This is a genomic window from Streptomyces antarcticus, from assembly GCF_026627255.1.
Taxonomy (GTDB): Bacteria; Actinomycetota; Actinomycetes; order Streptomycetales; family Streptomycetaceae; genus Streptomyces; species Streptomyces antarcticus.
Map to the genome: position 1 here is coordinate 357,134 of NZ_JAPNLM010000003.1, position 16,382 is coordinate 373,515.

The following is a 16,382-nucleotide window of genomic DNA, read 5'->3' on the forward strand; positions in this document are numbered from 1 at the left end:
GCGACGGGCGCCCGGGCCGGCTACGACAGCGCGCTCAGGCCCGGTACGAACGCCACCAGCAGCGGCACCGCCGGCACCAGCGCGGCCAGCGCCGTCAGCCGCAGCCGCCGGCCGGCCGACAACCGGGGCGCGGCGTCCAGCAGCCGCCGTACCCGGTGCGGCACGTGGGCCTGCGGGGCCGGGGACGGCCCGAACACCCCGCGGTCCTCGTTGAGCCCGACCAGGGCCAGCGCCGTCGTCAGCCGCCCGAAGCGGCGCGAGGCCACGTCGTCGGCGGCCAGCTCGACCAGGCGGTGCATCTGCGCCTCGAACGCCGCGAAGACCGGCACCTGCGGGAACCCCCGGGACAGGGCGCGCGAGCAGTGCAGCAGCCAGTCGTGCCGGGCCGCCGCGTGGCCCTGCTCGTGAGCCAGTACGGCGTCCAGCTGGCTCCCCTTCAGCCGCGCCAGGGCCGCCGTCGTCACCACCAGCTGCGGGGCCGCGCCGGGCAGCCACCAGGCGTCCGGCCGCGGGCCCTCCAGTACCACGAGCCGTGCGCCCGCCGGGTCCTCACCGGGCAACAGCGGTGCGCGCAGGCGCAGTTCGGTGTCCTGTGCCCGGCGCCGGGTGCGCGCCCGGAGCACCTCGCGGCCCAGCATCGCCCCGGTCCACAGTGCTCCGGCACCCAGCGCGAGCGCGGTACCGGTGGCCCAGGGGCCTCCGGAGGCGCCGAGGGCGTAGGCGTCGACCACACCGTGCGGGGCGGCGGCGAAGAGCCGGCCGCGGACCACCTGCCAGGCGGCCGCCGCGCTCAGCAGCATCGACAGGCCGAAGCACAGGAGCACCGCGGCCACCACGCACTGCCACACCCACAGGGCGACCACGGGTTCGCGCTCCGGCCACCGGGCCCGTCGCAGCAGGCGGGGGGCGAGCACCGCGGTCAGGGCGCCGAGCAGCAGGAGAGCGGCGGGGACCATCATGTCCGCCAGCCTATGAGCGCGGGCCCACCTGCGGGTACGGCCCCGGGGCTTTGGTGACGCAGGACACGTTTCCGGCGGATGTCACATCGAGAGCAGCATGGCCAACATGCCGATCCCCATGGCGAGTCGGCAGGCCCGGACCAGCTCGGCCGACCTCGGCGGGGCCGTCGCCGCCCACGCCGCCCCTCCCCTTCCGGCGCCGCCCGCGACGCCCCCGTCCCCGCCCGCGCCGTCCCCGCCCGCCACCAGCCGGGCCCCGCCGAGCAGGACGTACCCGGCGAAGTAGAGGAGCAGCGCCCCGGTGACGAGCGGCAGACCCGTACCGTCCCCGTGCCCGCCGCCGTGACCCGGGCCGGGGCCGCCGGCCGTCATGGCCAGCGCCATGTAGGCCATGGCCAGCGAGCCCACCAGGTGGTGCGCGTGGTGGGCGCCGCCCCGCAGCAGCCACAGGGCGTGCGCCGCGGCCGCGCAGAAGACCGCCAGCAGCAGCGGCGGACCCCACGCCCCGGTCCCCACGGGTACGGCCATCAGTGCCATGCCGAGGCCCATCACCGCCTCGCCCGCCGCCGCGCCGCGCGCGGGCCGGGCCGCTCTTCCCGCGCGCACCAGGCAGTACGCACCGCTCGCCGCGCACAGCAGTACCAGCAGCCAGGAGGAGACGGCGGGGGACATGGCGGAACCGTGCACGGCGGAACCTCCCGGTTCGTCGGCGTCACGGGAAGAGATGCCCGCCCCGGACGGCCCGCACGCAGCCGCGCGTTAGGCTCCTCGCCGTACCCGGCATGTCATATGCCACGCGCAGAACGGAGCCCCCGATGTCGATCGCCGACCCCGCAGCCCTGAGTTTCCGTACCGCGGTGGAGGCTGACGCCGACGAGCTGGTGGTGCTCGTCGAGTCGGCCTACCGGGGTGACGCCAGCCGTGCCGGCTGGACCACGGAGGCCGACTACCTGGACGGGCAGCGCACCGACGTCCAGGGGGTCCGCCAGATCATCGACGGCTCCGACGGCATCCTGATCGTCGTCGAGCGGGCCGGCGGGCTCGTCGCCTGCTGCCACCTCGAACACCGCGGCGACCACGCCTACTTCGGGATGTTCGCGGTCCGCCCCGGCCTGCAGGGCGCCGGTCTCGGCAAGGAGATCCTGGCCGAGGCCGAGCGACGCGCGCGGGAGGAGTGGGACGCCAAGGAGATGCGCATGACGGTGGTGAACGTGCGGGAGGAGCTCATCGCCTACTACGTGCGCCGCGGCTACCGGCGCACGGGCGAGCTGAGCCCCTTCCCCTACGGCGACGAGCGCTTCGGGGTCCCGCTCCGCGACGACCTGGCCTTCGAGCTGCTGGTCAAGCCGCTCTGAACCACGGGATGGCGGGCCGCCTCACGCGGTGAAGCGGCCCGTGCTGCGGATCTCCGGGAAGTCCGTGGCGGCCCCGTCCAGCCCCAGCGCCCGGGCGAGGCGCAGCAGGTCCAGGGTGTCGACCGACCGGCCCGTCACCCGCAGCCCGGCCGTGTGCGCCGCCTCCACGGTCTCCAGGCTGATGCGGCGGATGTCCAGGGCCAGCGTCCCGGCGCCGACCGCCAGCGCCCGGGCGACGAGCGCTCCGGTGTCCCCGCCGACGGGGTCCGCGTGCAGGGACGTCCGTACGCCAGGCACCACCCGGGCCGCCCCGGCGAGCAGCGCGTCCTCGGAGGAGGCCACCTCCACCCGCGCCGTCAGGTCGCGGCGCAGCACCAGGTCCGCGAGCGCCCCGGCGGCGGCCCGGTCGCGGACCGTCACCTGGAGCGGGGTCCCGACCGCCTCCAGCACCTCGTCGAGGACCGGTACGCGCTCTCCCCGGCCGGCGTCCAGCGCGCGCAGCTCGGCCAGGGTCAGGTCGGCGACGGCCCCCGAGCCGTCGGTGGTCCGGTCGACCTCGGGGTCGTGGAGGACGACGAGGGCGCCGTCCTTGCTCAGCCGGACGTCCAGGGCGATGACGTCCATCCCGGAACGCTCCGCGTGGACGAAGGAGCGCAGGGTGTTCTCCGGTTCGACACCCATGACCCCGCGGTGACCGATGGTGAGGAAAGTCAAGGTTCTCTCGCTTCCGTCGACGGCGGCTCCCCGCGCGGCGGCGGTGTCCCGGCCGGCCGCGCGCGATGAGGTCGCATGCTAGTGCGCCCGCCGTGCGATGGGACCGTCCGTGCGGTGACCGGCGGGGCCCTCGTGGCCGCTTCCCGCCCGGGTCGTTCCGCCCGGGGCACCCGGCGCCGGGGGCGCCGCGTCACCCGGCCGTGGGCGCGTCCCCGCCGGCTTGACGCGCAGGCGCCGCAGGGTCGGTGCAGCGCCACAGAACTGGGCGGAGCCGCCGCTTCCACCCTGAATCGCCGGAAGAATTTCGGCGAAAGAGGGGGTGATGCAGGATATTTTCCCGAGATACCTCTTGAGTGGAAGAGCCTCACATGCCTACCCTGTGCCGACGTGAGGTTCTCCTGTGGAGGAAGTGACATGACGGAAACTCTTGTGCCGGGTGCCGGCGGTGCCGCGATAACCGCCGGGGCGCGGGTGGTCGACCACCCCGCGTGGCCCGAGCTCAAGGCCGCCGTGGAGGAGATCCGCCCCTGGCAGGGCACGGACGGCTCCATCGACTTCGAGGCCGAGGGCGCCCACGGGCGGGCCACGGTCCTGGCCGCCGTCGAGCGCGCGATCGGAGCCGTCGAGGCGCTCTCGCCGCTGCTCCCGCACGCCGCCGCCTACCACCGGGCGCTCGTGGCCGACCTGCGCAAGTGGGCCGCCGACGACTTCCGGGTGCCGGACTTCCTCGACTCCCTGCTGGCCTTCCACCCGGCCGCCCAGCGTGCCGACGGGCTCCAGCACCTCGTCGTCTTCCCGATGTACACCCAGAACGGCAACCCGGACCGCAACCTCGAGGCCGTCGTGCTCAAGATGGTGTGGCCCGAGTGGCTCTCCGAGCTGGAGCGCACCCGGTACGACAACCCGCTCTTCCTCGGCATCACGCTGGAGGGCTTCACCCCGGGCTACGACACCCACTCCGCGGTGCTCTTCCCGGAGACCATCGCCGTGCGCCAGGCCCCCGAGCGCTTCACCTGGGGCGGCATCTTCTGCGACCGCGAGGCCGCCCGCTACCGCAAGGTGACCGAGGCCGCCGTCGACATCCTGGGCATCGAGCTGCCCGAGGACATCGCCGCCATGGTCGGCGACCAGGAGCGCTGCGAGAAGGCCTTCGTCCTGTGGGACATGGTTCACGACCGCACCCACAGCCACGGCGACCTGCCGTTCGACCCCTTCATGATCAAGCAGCGCCAGCCGTTCTGGATGTACGGCCTGGAGGAGCTGCGCTGCGACCTCACCGCCTTCAAGGAGGCGGTGAAGCTGGAGTCGGAGGGCAACGAGCACGGCCGTGACGTGCAGTACGCCGTCCTCTTCGACCGGATGTTCCGCTTCCCGGTCTCCGGCGACCGCGACCGGAACTACGACGGCCTCGGCGGCCAGCTGCTCTTCGCGTACCTCCACAAGCACGACGTCGTGCGCTGGACGGACAACAAGCTGAAGATCGACTGGATGCGCGCCCCGCAGGTCACCAACCAGCTCTGCGCCGAGATCGAGGACCTCTACCGGGCTGGCATCGACCGTCCGAAGCTGGTCCACTGGTTCAAGGCCTACGACCTGGTCTCGACGTACCTGTCCCCGCACCCGGGCTCCAAGTGGGCCAAGGGCGCTGACGCCCTCGACACCACGCAGCCGCCCCGCAAGCTCGTCGACGACGTGCTTCCGGACGAGTTTCCGCTCAGCATGTTCTACGAGGCCCTCGCCAAGAAGCTCAAGGGCGTGATCGCCTCCACCAAGGGCATCACCGCCCTGAACGCCGACGAGGCCGAGCGGGTCGCCGCGTGAGCGACCGCCCACAGGAGGCTGCACAGATGAACCGCTCCGGGAACGGCAACGGAAACCTGCAAGGCGCGGTGGTGGCGGTGGCCGGGGCCGGCGGCCCCGCGGGCCGCGCCACCCTGCTCCGTCTCGCCGAGGCGGGCGCCGTGGTCGTGGCGTCCGACGCCGACGCGGCGCGGCTCGCGGACGCCGTGGACGCCGCCCGCTACGCCCACGGCGGCGCCACCATCACCGGTGACACCGTGGACCTGCTGGACCTGGCCGCCACCAAGGCCTGGGCCGAGCAGACGGAGAAGGAGTTCGGCCACGTCGACGGGGTCGTCCACCTCGTCGGCGGCTGGCGCGGAAGCTCCTCCTTCACCGAGACCGACCTCGCGGACTGGGACTTCCTGGAGAAGCTCCTGATCCGCACCGTCCAGCACACCTCGCTCGCCTTCCACGACGGCCTGCTGCGCAGCGAGCGCGGCCGGTACGTGCTGGTCAGCCAGTCCGGCGCGCACAAGCCGGTCGCCAACAACGCCGCGTACAACGCGGGCAAGGCGGCCGCCGAGGCCTGGACGCTGGCCATGGCCGACTCCTTCCGCAAGGCGGGGGGCGAGGACGGGCCGGGCGCGGCGGCTGCGATCCTGGTCATCAAGGCACTGGTGCACGACGCGATGCGCGCCGAGCGACCGAATGCGAAGTTCGCGGGCTTCACGGACGTCAAGGAGCTGGCCGAGGCCATCGCCGGCGTCTGGGACCGGCCCGCACCCGATGTGAACGGACAGCGTCTGTGGCTCACCCCGCAACCGTGAGAACCGCGACCACGCGAACCGACGCCCGCCGGCACCACGACCCGGCGGTGCGCGGTTTCGCGAGCGACAACTACGCGGGGGTGCATCCGGAGATCCTGGAGGCCATCGCGCTGGCCAACGGCGGCCACCAGGTCGCCTACGGCGAGGACGAGTACACCGAGCACCTGCAGAAGATCTTCCGCAGCCACTTCGGCCCGTACGCGCAGGCCTACCCGGTCTTCAACGGCACCGGCGCCAACGTCACGGCCCTCCAGGCCCTGACCGACCGCTGGGGCGCCGTGGTGTGCGCCGAGAGCGCCCACATCAACGTGGACGAGGGCGGCGCACCGGAGCGGATGGCCGGCCTCAAGCTGCTCACCGTCCCGACCCCGGACGGCAAGCTGACCCCCGAGCTGATCGACCGGCAGGCCTGGGGCTGGGAGGACGAGCACCGGGCGATGCCGCAGGTCGTGTCGATCACCCAGAACACCGAGCTGGGCACGGTCTACACCGCGGACGAGATCCGGGCGATCTGCGAGCACGCGCACGGCATGGGCATGAAGGTCCACCTGGACGGGGCGCGGATAGCCAACGCCGCGGCCTCCCTCGACGTTCCGATGCGCACCTTCACGAACACCGTCGGCGTGGACGTGCTGTCCTACGGCGGCACCAAGAACGGCATGATGTTCGGCGAGGCCGTGGTGGTGCTCAACCCGGACGCTGTCCGGCAGATGAAGCACATCCGCAAGATGTCGATGCAGCTCGCGTCCAAGATGCGGTTCGTGTCGGTGCAGCTGGAGGCGCTCCTCGCCAAGGACCTGTGGCTGCGCAACGCCCGGCACGCCAACGCGATGGCGCGGCGGCTCGCCGCCGGCGTACGCGAGACGGACGGCGTGGAGATCCTCTACCCGGTGGAGGCGAACGCGGTGTTCGCACGGCTGCCGCACGAGGTCTCGCTGCGGCTGCAGAAGCGTTACCGCTTCTACTTCTGGGACGAGACCGCCGGTGACGTCCGCTGGATGTGCGGCTTCGACACGCAGGAGGAGGACGTGGACGGCTTCCTCCAGGCCCTGAAGGAAGAGCTGGCGCGCTGAGCGGCTTCGAATAACTCGATAGTCATGCGGATTTCTGCATAGGTATGCTCCTGGATCATGGAACTGATCCAGGAGCATTCCGATCTCTCGGCCTATCTGGCGGCCGATGACGCCGTCGACCACGGCCACCCCCTCGTGCGCGAGACCGCCGACGCCCTCTGGGAGGCCACCGGCGGTGACGCCCACGCGTACGCGGCCGCCGCCTTCGAGTTCGTCCGCGACGTCATCCCGCACTCGGCGGACTCGGGCGACCCGCGCGTCGCCTGGCGCGCCTCCGACGTCCTCGCCACGCGCAACGGCATCTGCTACGCCAAGTCCCACGCCCTGGCCGCCCTGCTGCGCGCGCGGGGCATCCCGACGGCCCTGTGCTACCAGCGCCTCGGCGACGAGGACGGCACACGCCACGTGGTCCACGGCCTGATCGCCCTCCGGCTGCCCGGCAGCGCGCACTGGGCGCGCCAGGACCCGCGCGGCAACAAGCCCGGCGTGGACGCGCGCTTCAGCCTCGACGGGGAACGGCTGGCCTTCCCCGTTCACCCGGAACTCGGCGACGTCGACTACCCCGAGCTGTACGCCGCCCCGCACCCGGCGGCCCTCACGGCCCTCCGGGAGTCCGCCGACCGGCAGGAGCTGTGGCGGAACCTGCCGACGGCTCTGTAGCCGCGTCCGGCGGCGCGGGCCGCCTCGCCGACGCCAGCACGTGCAGCAGGGCCGCCGCGAGCTGGAAACCGGCGATCCCGGTCATCAGCGTCCACGCGGGGGCGTCGGCCGCGAACCCCACCAGGGCCGCCCCGGCCGACGCGGCCGTCAGCTTGAGGCCGGCGCCCAGGGTGAACACCTGCGTCCGCGCGCCGTCGGGGGCGTACTCCGAGCGGATCCGGAGCGTGGCCGTCAGGACCGGCCCGTCGCACACCCCGGCCACAGCGAACAGCGCCGCCGTGACGGCGACGGACGGCGTGAACGCCGCCGCGGCGAGGGCCGCCCCGGTCGCGGCCAGCGACCACCGCACCAGGCGGCCCGGCTCCACGGACGTGAGGCGCCCCAGGGTCAGCGAGCCGCCCAGCGCGCCCAGCGCGAAGGCCGTCATCAGCACGCCCCCGGCGCCCGGGCTGCCGAGATCGGTGGCCAGCAGGACCGAGGTCGTGGTCAGTGAGCCGATGCCGACGAAGGCCAGCGTCGTCGCCGAGGTGACGGCCCGCAGCTCGCGGACCCGCCACAGGGCCGCGAGCCCCGCGCCCAGCCCGGCCCGGGTCGGCCCGGGGAGCGCGCCCGCGCCCGGGTCCCCGTACGGGAGGGTCGCGGCCAGAGCGGCAGCCAGCGCGCCCGACGCCGCCAGGAGGGCCATCGCCGGTCCGGCCGAGCCGAGGGCGGAGACCAGGCCGACGACCGCCGGGGCCGTGACCGCGGCCGCGTTGTACGTGGAGGCGTCCCAGGAGTACGCCCGGTCGCGGGCCGCTCCCGCCGGAACCAGTCCCGAGACCAGGCTCGACAGCCCGCCGGTGACCATCGGGCCGCAGGTGCCGCCGAGCACGGCCACCGCGAGCACCACCGGCATCGGGACCCGCCCCAGCAGCACGGCCAGGGCGGCCACGGCCGCCGTGAACCCTGCCAGCGCGCCGGGGTAGAACAGCCGCGGCCGGCCGGTCCGGGCCGCGAGCGCCCCGGCGAGCGGGGCGGCCAGCACGTGCGGGGCCAGCCAGGCCGTCAGGACGAACGCCCCGTACGAGGCGCTCCCGGTGCGCTCCAGGGCGAGCAGGACCACGGCCATGCCCATGCCCTCCGAGGCGAACCGCGCCGCCAGCGCCGCCGCCAGGTACCGCCCGAACCCGCCCATTCCGGACCCCCTGCAGGATGTAACGTGATGGCCGAGCAAGACGTTACGTCATACAGGTGTACGGGGAAAGGATGCGGCCATGACGGAGTCCAGAGGGGGGTTCCCGGCGGCCCGGCGGCTGATCGACATCGCCGACGCGGTCCGGGCCGCCCCGGAGCTGCCGCGCGCGGAACTCGCCCGGCTGCTCGCCGCCCACGGGGAGCGCCCGGCCGATCTGACCGGGGAGGCGTTCCCGGAGGCGGCCGCCGCCGAACTGCGCGCGGCGGCCCGGCGGATGGCTGCGGTCCTCGCGGAGACGGACGAGGACCGTGTCGCGGGGGCGCTGAACGCGCTCTTCGAGGAGTGCGGTGCCCGGCCGCGGCTCATCCGGCACGACGGCCACCCCTGGCACCTGCACGTCGACCGGGGGGAGGAGGCGGGCTGGGGCGACTGGTTCCTGGCGTCGGGAGCCCTGGTCCTGGCGCAGCTGCTGGGCGAGTACGGCCGCGTCACCTGGGGCGCGTGCGCGGCCGGGGGGTGCGGGCGGTTCTTCCTGGGCCCGGGGCCGGGCAGCGTCCGCCGGTACTGCTCGACGACGTGCGCGACCCGGGTCCGCGTCGCGGCGCACCGCCGCCGCAGGCGTGAGGGTTCCGCCGAGGCGGGACGGCCCGCAGGCCGGGCCGGGGCGGGCGGCCGGACCGCTGCGGGCGGCTGAAGCGGGGAGCCGGGCACGCCGTGTCCCGGGAGCCCGGGCGGTAGGTGGCCCGGGCTCCCGGCGCGGCGGGACGCGCGGGGGAGCCCCGCGCGGTGGGCCCGCGGGCCCGCGGATTCGCGGTACCGCGGGGGCCTCCGGGGCGGCCGGGACCGCGTACTGCCCCGCGGCCCGGCCCCGCAGCGGCCGTTCCCGCGTGCGGGAGGGTCCGTACGGGAGAAGCCCGCGTGCGGGAGAGCCCGCCTCACGCACCGCCGGGCGGGCGGGTCAGCCCGCCTCGCGCACCTGCGCCGCCGTCGGCGCGGTGCCGCCGAGGTGGGCCGGGAGCCACCAGGAGTCCGAGGCGTCCTTCGGCTGGGCCGGATAGGTGCGCTGCGCGGCCTCGAGCAGCTCCTGCACGCGGTCGCGCACCCGGCGCGTGATCGCCCCGGCGTACTGGTCGGCGGGAGCGTCCATCGGCTCGCCCACCCGCATCGTCACCGGGATGTGGCTGCGCTTGAAGTTCTTCGCCCGGCCCTTGGTCCACAGCCGCTGGGTGCCCCACAGCGCCACCGGGATCAGCGGGACGCCGGCCTCCTGTGCCATGCGCGCCGCACCCGACTTGAAGCTCTTGAGGGTGAAGGACTCGGAGATCGTGGCCTCCGGGAAGACCCCGATGATCTCGCCGGAGCGCAGCGAGTCCAGGGCGTGCGCGTACGCCGTCTCGCCCTGCTTGCGGTCCACCGGGATGTGCTTCATCGCGCGCATCAGTGGTCCGGACACCTTGTGCCGGAACACGGACTCCTTCGCCATGAAACGGACCAGGCGCTTCTGCGGCCGTGCCGTCAGGCCGGCGAAGATGAAGTCGAGGTAGCCGATGTGGTTCGACACGAGGACCGCCCCGCCCGTGCGCGGGATGTTCTCGGTGCCCTGCATGTCGATGCGGATGTCGAGCGCGCGGAACAGGCCGTGCGCCGCGCCGATCACCGGAGGGTAGACGAACTCAGCCATGGTGCGGAGACCCCGCTTTCTGCCTGGGGAGGTGCTCCCGGCCGGAAGTTACGGCAGCGTAGGTACGCGGCCATGGGGATCGTGCCCCAAACGCGAGCTGCTGACCAGCCCAGAGCCCCGTACCCGGGGAGATTCTCGTCACGCCGGGAATGTCCTGGCTCCGCCGGGCGCTGCGATCATCGGACGAGCGTACGGCGACGGCGACGGCGTACGCGGACACGGACGGCGACGGGAGCGCGGGGTGCTCGCACACGAGGACGGCGGGGCGGTCGCGCCCCAGGACGCCGGGGTGCTCGCGGACCGGGACGCCGGGGCGGTCGCGCACCACGGCGGGCGGGCCCGGCTGGGCGCGGCGGAACTGGGCGCCGGGCCGGGGGAGCGGGCCAGCCTGGTGCAGTTCTCCAGCGCCTTCTGCCAGCCCTGCCGAGCCACCCGCAGGATCCTCGCGGAGGTCGCGGAGATGGTCCCGGGGGTGGTCCACATCGAGATCGACGCGGAGGAGCGGCTCGACCTCGTCCGGGCCCTGGGCATCGAGAAGACCCCGACCGTACTGGTCCTGGACGCGGCCGGACTGATCGTCCGCCGCGCCTCCGGGATGCCCCGCAAGGCCGACGTGATCGCCGCGCTCGGCGCCGCGGTCGCGTGACGGACGCGCCGGTGCACGCGCCCGCACGCAGCGTGACGCGCCCGACATCTGACCGATCTCGCTTGACTGTGTACACGGGAGATCGCCAGGCTGGTGGGATGCGGTATGAACTCCTGCTCTTCGGACGGGTCCACGTGGACCTCGTCCGGCACGCGAGCGCGCGCTGTCCGGGCCGCTGAACGACCCCGGCCCCGACTCCAGACCAGCGCCCGCTTCTCCCGTGGCAGAAGGAAGAGACCCGATGACCGCTCCCAGCGCCCCGACCGTCCCGTCGCCCCGATCGGGAGCGGGCCTTCCCGGCTCGCCCGACCTCCTGCGCTCCGTGTTCCGGCAGCACGCGGCCGGAGTCGCCGTGATCACCGCCCAGGACGGGGGGCGGCCCACCGGGTTCACCGCCACCTCCCTCAACTCCGTGTCGGCCGACCCGCCGCTGCTCTCGTTCACGATCGGGACGGGGGCCTCCAGCTGGCCGGCCGTCCGCGACAGCGAGTACCTCGGCGTCCACATACTGGGCGAACACCAGAAGGACCTGGCCGGTCTGTTCGCCCGTAGCGGAGCGGACCGCTTCGGTCCGGAGACGGGCTGGGCGCAGGGGCCGCACGGTGTTCCGGTGCTGGGCGGGGTACTGGCGTGGCTGGTGTGCCGGGTGGTGGCGCGGGTGCCCGCGGGGGCGCACCGGGTGATCATCGCGGAGGCGGTCGCCGGGGATCCGGCCGGGGAAGGGCGCCCCCTGCTCTACCACCAGGGGCGCTTCAACGCGTTGCGCGACTGAATCGTCCCTGTTGGGGCGGTGCGGGCGGCGTTGGCCAGATCACAGTTCAGCGGCCTTGCGACTTGCGGGGACCCACGGTGTACTGACGAGTAACATTCCCTTCGGAGCGCGGGCCGCCCCGACCGGGATCCGCCCGACGAGGCGCCTATGCTGCCTGCACAAGGCGGTACCAGAAAAGACGATGCGGTAGGAGAGCCGGCGTGAGCCTGAGGATCGTTGTCTGTGTGAAGTACGTGCCCGACGCCACCGGCGACCGGCAGTTCACCGAGGACTTGACCGTCAACCGTGACGACGTCGACGGTCTGCTGTCGGAGCTCGACGAGTACGCCGTCGAGCAGGCGCTGCAGATCGCCGATGAGGCCGACGATGCCGAGATCACCGTGCTGACGGTGGGCCCCGAGGACGCCAAGGACGCGCTGCGCAAGGCGCTGTCCATGGGTGCCGACAAGGCCATTCACGTCGAGGACGACGACCTGCACGGCACCGACGTCATGGGCACCTCGCTGGTGCTCGCCAAGGCGATCGAGAAGGCCGGCTACGACCTGGTCATCACGGGCATGGCGTCGACCGACGGCGCCATGGGCGTCCTCCCGGCGATCCTGGCCGAGCGCCTGGGCGTCCCGCAGGTCACCCTGCTCTCCGAGGTCAAGGTCGAGGGCGGCACCGTGACCGGCCGCCGCGACGGCGACACCGCGAGCGAGACGCTGGAGGCCTCCCTCCCCGCGCTCGTCTCGGTGACGGACCAGTCGGGCGAGGCCCGCTACCCGTCCTTCAAGGGCATCATGGCCGCCAAGAAGAAGCCGGTCGAGTCCTGGGACCTGGAGGAGCTGGAGATCGAGGCCGACGAGGTCGGCCTGGAGGGCTCCTGGACCGCGGTCGACTCCGCGGCGCAGCGCCCGGCCCGTACCGCCGGCACGATCGTCAAGGACGAGGGCGAGGGCGGCAAGCAGCTGGCCGGCTTCCTTGCGGAGCAGAAGTTCATCTAAGGCCCGGCCCGGCCGGCCGGAAGCCCTTCCCGGAGCTCCGGCCAACCCCTCTTAGCCCCCAGACACTTCGCAATCGCAGGAGAGCAGTCCCATGGCTGAAGTTCTCGTCTACGTCGACCACGTGGACGGCGCCGTCCGCAAGCCCACCCTCGAACTGCTGACGCTGGCCCGCCGCCTCGGCGAGCCCGTCGCCGTCGCCCTGGGCGCCGGCGCGGACGCCACCGCCGCGGTGCTCGCCGAGCACGGCGCGGTCAAGGTCCTCACCGCCGACGCCCCCGAGTTCACCGAGTACCTCGTCGTACCGAAGGTGGACGCGCTGCAGGCCGCGTACGACGCCGTCTCCCCGGTCGCCGTGCTCGTCCCGTCCTCCGCCGAGGGCAAGGAGATCGCCGCCCGCCTCGCCGTGCGCATCGGCTCCGGCATCATCACCGACGCCGTGGACCTGGAGGCCGACGACAAGGGCCCCGTCGCCACGCAGGCCGCCTTCGCCGCGTCGTTCACCACCAAGTCCCGCGTGTCCAAGGGCACCCCGGTCATCACCGTGAAGCCGAACTCGGCCCCGGTCGAGGCCGCCCCGGCCGCCGGCACCGTCGAGGCGCTCGCCGTCACCTTCGGCGCCCTGGCCACCGGCACCAAGGTCACCGGCCGCACCCCGCGCGAGTCCACCGGCCGCCCCGAGCTGACCGAGGCCGCGATCGTGGTCTCCGGCGGCCGCGGCGTCAACGGTGCCGAGAACTTCGGCATCATCGAGGCGCTCGCCGACTCCCTCGGTGCCGCGGTCGGCGCCTCGCGCGCCGCCGTCGACGCCGGCTGGTACCCGCACTCCAACCAGGTCGGCCAGACCGGCAAGTCGGTCGCCCCGCAGCTGTACATCGCCTCCGGCATCTCGGGCGCGATCCAGCACCGGGCCGGCATGCAGACCTCGAAGACCATCGTGGCCGTCAACAAGGACGCCGAGGCCCCGATCTTCGACCTGGTCGACTACGGCGTGGTCGGCGACCTCTTCGCGGTCGTCCCGCAGCTGACCGAAGAGATCCAGGCCCGCAAGGGCTGACCTGCGCGTCTCTTCTCCGCTCCACTTCTACGGGGCCGTGTGGTGATTCTCACCGCGCGGCCCCGAGTCGTTTGTCCAGGACGGCCGGGGGACCATTGACGGAGCGGAACGGCGTGACTAAATTCTGCTATGCGGATCTAAGATTCCGTGAAGCGGAAAAGAGGAGAGTGCACGATGGGTCAGCAGGAGAAGGTGGCGACGAGCCTCGCAGGCGCGGTCAGCGAGGGCATCAGTGCTTCCCTCGCGCCGGTGGACGCGGAACTCGCGCGGCACTACCCGGGCGACCCCGGCACCCGCCAGCCCATCCACACGGTCTACGTCCCCGGTGACGTCTTCACCGCCGGCACCATCCGCTCCTGGGGCGACCAGGCCCTCGCGGCCCTGGACGAGCACGCGCCGGACGCCGCCACCTTCGCCAAGGTGCTCGGCATCCCGGACGAGCTGGCCGTACCGGTCTACGACCGCGTCCGCGCCAAGCTCCTGCGCGAGCCGGTCGAGGACCTCCGCGTCGACTTCGAGGACGGCTTCGGCGTCCGCTCCGACGAGGAGGAGGACCAGGCCGCGGCCCGCGCCGCCCGCCTCGTCTCCGAGGCCTTCTCCAACGGCACCAACGCCCCGTACATGGGCGTCCGCATGAAGTGCATGGAGTCCAACGTCCGCGACCGCGGCATCCGGACCACCGACATCTTCCTCTCCGGCCTCCTCGCGAACGGCGGCCTGCCCGACGGCCTCGTCCTGACCCTGCCCAAGGTCACGTACGCCGAGCAGGTCAGCGCCTTCGTCAAGCTGCTGGAGGCCTTCGAGAGCGCCCGCGGCCTGCGCCCGGGCCGGATCGGCTTCGAGATCCAGATCGAGACCAGCCAGTCGATCGTCGCCTCCGACGGCACCGCCACCGTCGCCCGCATGATCGAGGCCGCCAAGGGCCGGGCCACCGGCCTGCACTACGGCACCTTCGACTACAGCGCCTGCGTCGGCGTCTCCGCCGCCTACCAGTCGAGCGACCACCCCGCCGCCGACCACGCGAAGGCGGTCATGCAGGTCGCGGCCGCCGGCACCGGCGTACGCGTCTCCGACGGTTCGACGAACGTCCTGCCGATCGGCACCACCGAGCACGTCCACGAGGCGTGGAAGCTGCACTACGGCCTCACCCGGCGGGCCCTGGCCCGCGCGTACTACCAGGGCTGGGACATGCACCCGGCGCACCTGCCGACCCGCTACGCGGCCGTCTTCACCTTCTACCGCGAGGGCCTCGCCACCGCCGCCGCGCGCCTGAAGGCGTACGTCGCCAAGATCGAGGGCGACGTGATGGACGAGCCCGCCACCGCCAAGGCCCTGGCCGGCTACCTGGTACGCGGCCTCGACTGCGGCGCCGTCGGAGCCGAGGAGGTCGCCGCCCTGACCGGCCTCACCCGCGCGGAGCTCGACGCCTTCGCGATCCCGCGCCGCTCGGCCACACTGACCGCCAGCAGCTGACGCCCGCGTGCGAGGCCCGGCCGGACGACCCCGACGCCTCTGGCCGGTGGAGCCCGGCCGGGCCTCGCGTCCGTTCACCCCGGCCTGAGATCAGCCCGCGGGCGGGATCTCGCCCGAGCCGCGGGCCACGAGGCGGGTCGGGAGCTCCAGCCGGACCGGGGGCAGGTCCGCGCCCGCCAGGCGCTGGAAGAGGCGGTCCGTGGCGACCCGGCCCAGGGCCGCCGCGTCCTGCGCGACCACCGTGATGCCGGGGCGCAGCAGGTCGGCGAGCTCGAAGTCGTCGAAGCCGACCAGCGCCACCGGGCGGGCCTCGGCGGCCAGTACCCGTACCAGCGTGACCGTCACCCGGTTGTTCCCGGCGAAGAAGGCGGTCACCGGACCGGGCCCGGCCAGCATCCCGGCGGCGGTGGCCGACACCCGGGCGGGGGCGGTGGAGCCGAGCGACACCCACGATTCGGCCACCGGCAGCCCCGCGGCCTCCATGGCGGTGCGGTAGCCGCGCAGCCGCTCGGTGGCGGTGTGGATGTGCGGGTGGTCGCCGACGAAGCCGATCCGGCGGTGTCCCGCGGCGATCAGGTGGGCGACCCCGTCCCGGGCGCCGCCGAAGTTGTCGGAGAGGACGACGTCCGCGTCGATCCGCCCCGCGGGGCGGTCCACGAACACCGTGGCCACCCCGGCGCGCATCTCCGGTTCCAGGTAGCGGTGGTCGTCCCCGGCCGGGATCACGATCAGCCCGTCCACCCGCCGGGCGCACAGCGCGAGCGCCAACTCCCGCTCGCGGTCCGGGTCCTCGGCGCTGGAACCGTTGATCAGCAGCGCGCCGTGCGCGCGGGCCACCTCCTCCACCGCCCGGTTCAGGGGACCGTAGAACGGGTCGGCGAGGTCCTCCAGGACCAGTCCCACGGTCGCGGTCCGGCCCTTGCGCAGGACGCGCGCGCTGTCGTTCCGGCGGAACCCGAGCGCCTCGATGGCCTCGTGGACCCGCTTCTCCGTGTCCGGAGTGACCCCCGGCTCGCCGTTGACCACGCGGGACACCGTCTTCAGGCCCACCCCGGCCCGGGCCGCCACGTCCTTCATGGTCGGCCGGTTGCCGTAGCGGTGCTCGGTAGCGCGGCGGCTGTGGGGCACGGTGGGGAAACCTCCGGAGGTATCGGACGGGGCTCTGACCTTGAGGATAAGCACTCGGCCGAGAGTGAGGTTTCCGTGGCAGGGTGGTGCGGGCAAGC

17 protein-coding genes are annotated in these 16,382 nt (G+C 73.6%); 11 read left to right on the top strand and 6 right to left on the bottom strand.

Annotated features, from left to right (window positions below):
• Positions 1 to 20: 20 nt before the first annotated feature.
• Together OTB16_RS07400 and OTB16_RS07405 are read right to left on the bottom strand one after the other, a co-directional pair.
• Complete coding sequence (locus OTB16_RS07400; RefSeq protein ID WP_267719112.1) at positions 21 to 959, bottom strand: M56 family metallopeptidase; 939 nt, start codon at positions 957 to 959, stop codon at positions 21 to 23.
• 81 nt (positions 960 to 1,040) lie between these two features.
• Positions 1,041 to 1,631 (bottom strand): DUF5134 domain-containing protein, encoded by a 591-nt coding sequence (locus OTB16_RS07405; RefSeq protein WP_267719113.1) that lies wholly within the window; start codon positions 1,629 to 1,631, stop codon positions 1,041 to 1,043.
• A 143-nt stretch (positions 1,632 to 1,774) separates the two neighbouring features.
• Here OTB16_RS07405 and OTB16_RS07410 point away from each other — a divergent pair, with 143 nt between their 5' ends.
• A complete protein-coding gene (locus OTB16_RS07410; protein WP_267719114.1) occupies positions 1,775 to 2,314 on the top strand; it encodes a GNAT family N-acetyltransferase in 540 nt (179 codons plus the stop codon).
• A 21-nt stretch (positions 2,315 to 2,335) separates the two neighbouring features.
• On the opposite strand, the gene OTB16_RS07415 is transcribed toward OTB16_RS07410, so the two are convergent.
• On the bottom strand, positions 2,336 to 3,028 hold the full coding sequence (locus tag OTB16_RS07415; RefSeq protein ID WP_267719115.1) for a glycerophosphodiester phosphodiesterase: 693 nt from the start codon (positions 3,026 to 3,028) through the stop codon (positions 2,336 to 2,338).
• A gap of 414 nt (positions 3,029 to 3,442) precedes the next feature.
• Between OTB16_RS07415 and OTB16_RS07420 the strand changes: the two genes are divergently transcribed.
• From OTB16_RS07420 to OTB16_RS07435, 4 genes are read left to right on the top strand one after another with little or no spacing between them, the layout of a single operon-like run.
• The gene (locus tag OTB16_RS07420; protein WP_267719116.1) at positions 3,443 to 4,849 is read left to right on the top strand and encodes a DUF6421 family protein; all 1,407 of its coding nucleotides are present in this window, start codon (positions 3,443 to 3,445) and stop codon (positions 4,847 to 4,849) included.
• Between the two features lie 26 nt (positions 4,850 to 4,875).
• Positions 4,876 to 5,637 carry an SDR family NAD(P)-dependent oxidoreductase gene (locus OTB16_RS07425; protein ID WP_267719117.1) on the top strand — a complete coding sequence of 254 codons (762 nt, stop codon included), beginning with the start codon at positions 4,876 to 4,878 and terminating at the stop codon, positions 5,635 to 5,637.
• The gene (locus OTB16_RS07430; RefSeq protein WP_267719118.1) at positions 5,616 to 6,710 is read left to right on the top strand and encodes a threonine aldolase family protein; all 1,095 of its coding nucleotides are present in this window, start codon (positions 5,616 to 5,618) and stop codon (positions 6,708 to 6,710) included. The genes OTB16_RS07425 and OTB16_RS07430 overlap by 22 nt, the downstream gene beginning before the upstream one ends.
• Before the next feature lie 57 nt (positions 6,711 to 6,767).
• Positions 6,768 to 7,370 (top strand): transglutaminase-like domain-containing protein, encoded by a 603-nt coding sequence (locus OTB16_RS07435; protein WP_267719119.1) that lies wholly within the window; start codon positions 6,768 to 6,770, stop codon positions 7,368 to 7,370.
• Here OTB16_RS07435 and OTB16_RS07440 read toward each other — a convergent pair.
• The gene (locus OTB16_RS07440; protein ID WP_267719120.1) at positions 7,306 to 8,544 is read right to left on the bottom strand and encodes an MFS transporter; all 1,239 of its coding nucleotides are present in this window, start codon (positions 8,542 to 8,544) and stop codon (positions 7,306 to 7,308) included. The two genes, OTB16_RS07435 and OTB16_RS07440, sit on opposite strands and share 65 nt — an antisense overlap.
• Before the next feature lie 79 nt (positions 8,545 to 8,623).
• On the opposite strand from OTB16_RS07440, the gene OTB16_RS07445 reads away from it, so the two are divergent.
• Positions 8,624 to 9,238, top strand: a complete 615-nt coding sequence (locus OTB16_RS07445) for a CGNR zinc finger domain-containing protein (protein ID WP_267719121.1) — start codon at positions 8,624 to 8,626, stop codon at positions 9,236 to 9,238.
• Positions 9,239 to 9,502: 264 nt separating this feature from the next.
• Here OTB16_RS07445 and OTB16_RS07450 read toward each other — a convergent pair whose 3' ends face one another.
• The gene (locus tag OTB16_RS07450; protein WP_267719122.1) at positions 9,503 to 10,225 is read right to left on the bottom strand and encodes a lysophospholipid acyltransferase family protein; all 723 of its coding nucleotides are present in this window, start codon (positions 10,223 to 10,225) and stop codon (positions 9,503 to 9,505) included.
• A gap of 289 nt (positions 10,226 to 10,514) precedes the next feature.
• Between OTB16_RS07450 and OTB16_RS07455 the strand changes: the two genes are divergently transcribed.
• The 5 genes from OTB16_RS07455 to OTB16_RS07475 all read left to right on the top strand — a co-directional run bounded on the left by OTB16_RS07455 (position 10,515) and on the right by OTB16_RS07475 (position 15,156).
• On the top strand, positions 10,515 to 10,871 hold the full coding sequence (locus OTB16_RS07455) for a thioredoxin family protein (RefSeq protein WP_267719243.1): 357 nt from the start codon (positions 10,515 to 10,517) through the stop codon (positions 10,869 to 10,871).
• A gap of 241 nt (positions 10,872 to 11,112) precedes the next feature.
• Positions 11,113 to 11,643 carry a flavin reductase family protein gene (locus OTB16_RS07460; RefSeq protein WP_267719123.1) on the top strand — a complete coding sequence of 177 codons (531 nt, stop codon included), beginning with the start codon at positions 11,113 to 11,115 and terminating at the stop codon, positions 11,641 to 11,643.
• 200 nt (positions 11,644 to 11,843) lie between these two features.
• Positions 11,844 to 12,629, top strand: a complete 786-nt coding sequence (locus OTB16_RS07465; protein ID WP_267719124.1) for an electron transfer flavoprotein subunit beta/FixA family protein — start codon at positions 11,844 to 11,846, stop codon at positions 12,627 to 12,629.
• Between the two features lie 91 nt (positions 12,630 to 12,720).
• Complete coding sequence (locus tag OTB16_RS07470; protein WP_267719125.1) at positions 12,721 to 13,683, top strand: electron transfer flavoprotein subunit alpha/FixB family protein; 963 nt, start codon at positions 12,721 to 12,723, stop codon at positions 13,681 to 13,683.
• 174 nt (positions 13,684 to 13,857) lie between these two features.
• Entirely contained in the window at positions 13,858 to 15,156 is a 1,299-nt protein-coding gene (locus OTB16_RS07475; protein WP_267719126.1) for a DUF6986 family protein, read from the top strand.
• A gap of 90 nt (positions 15,157 to 15,246) precedes the next feature.
• On the opposite strand, the gene OTB16_RS07480 is transcribed toward OTB16_RS07475, so the two are convergent.
• Positions 15,247 to 16,233, bottom strand: a complete 987-nt coding sequence (locus tag OTB16_RS07480; RefSeq protein ID WP_267719244.1) for a LacI family DNA-binding transcriptional regulator — start codon at positions 16,231 to 16,233, stop codon at positions 15,247 to 15,249.
• Positions 16,234 to 16,382: the final 149 nt, after the last annotated feature.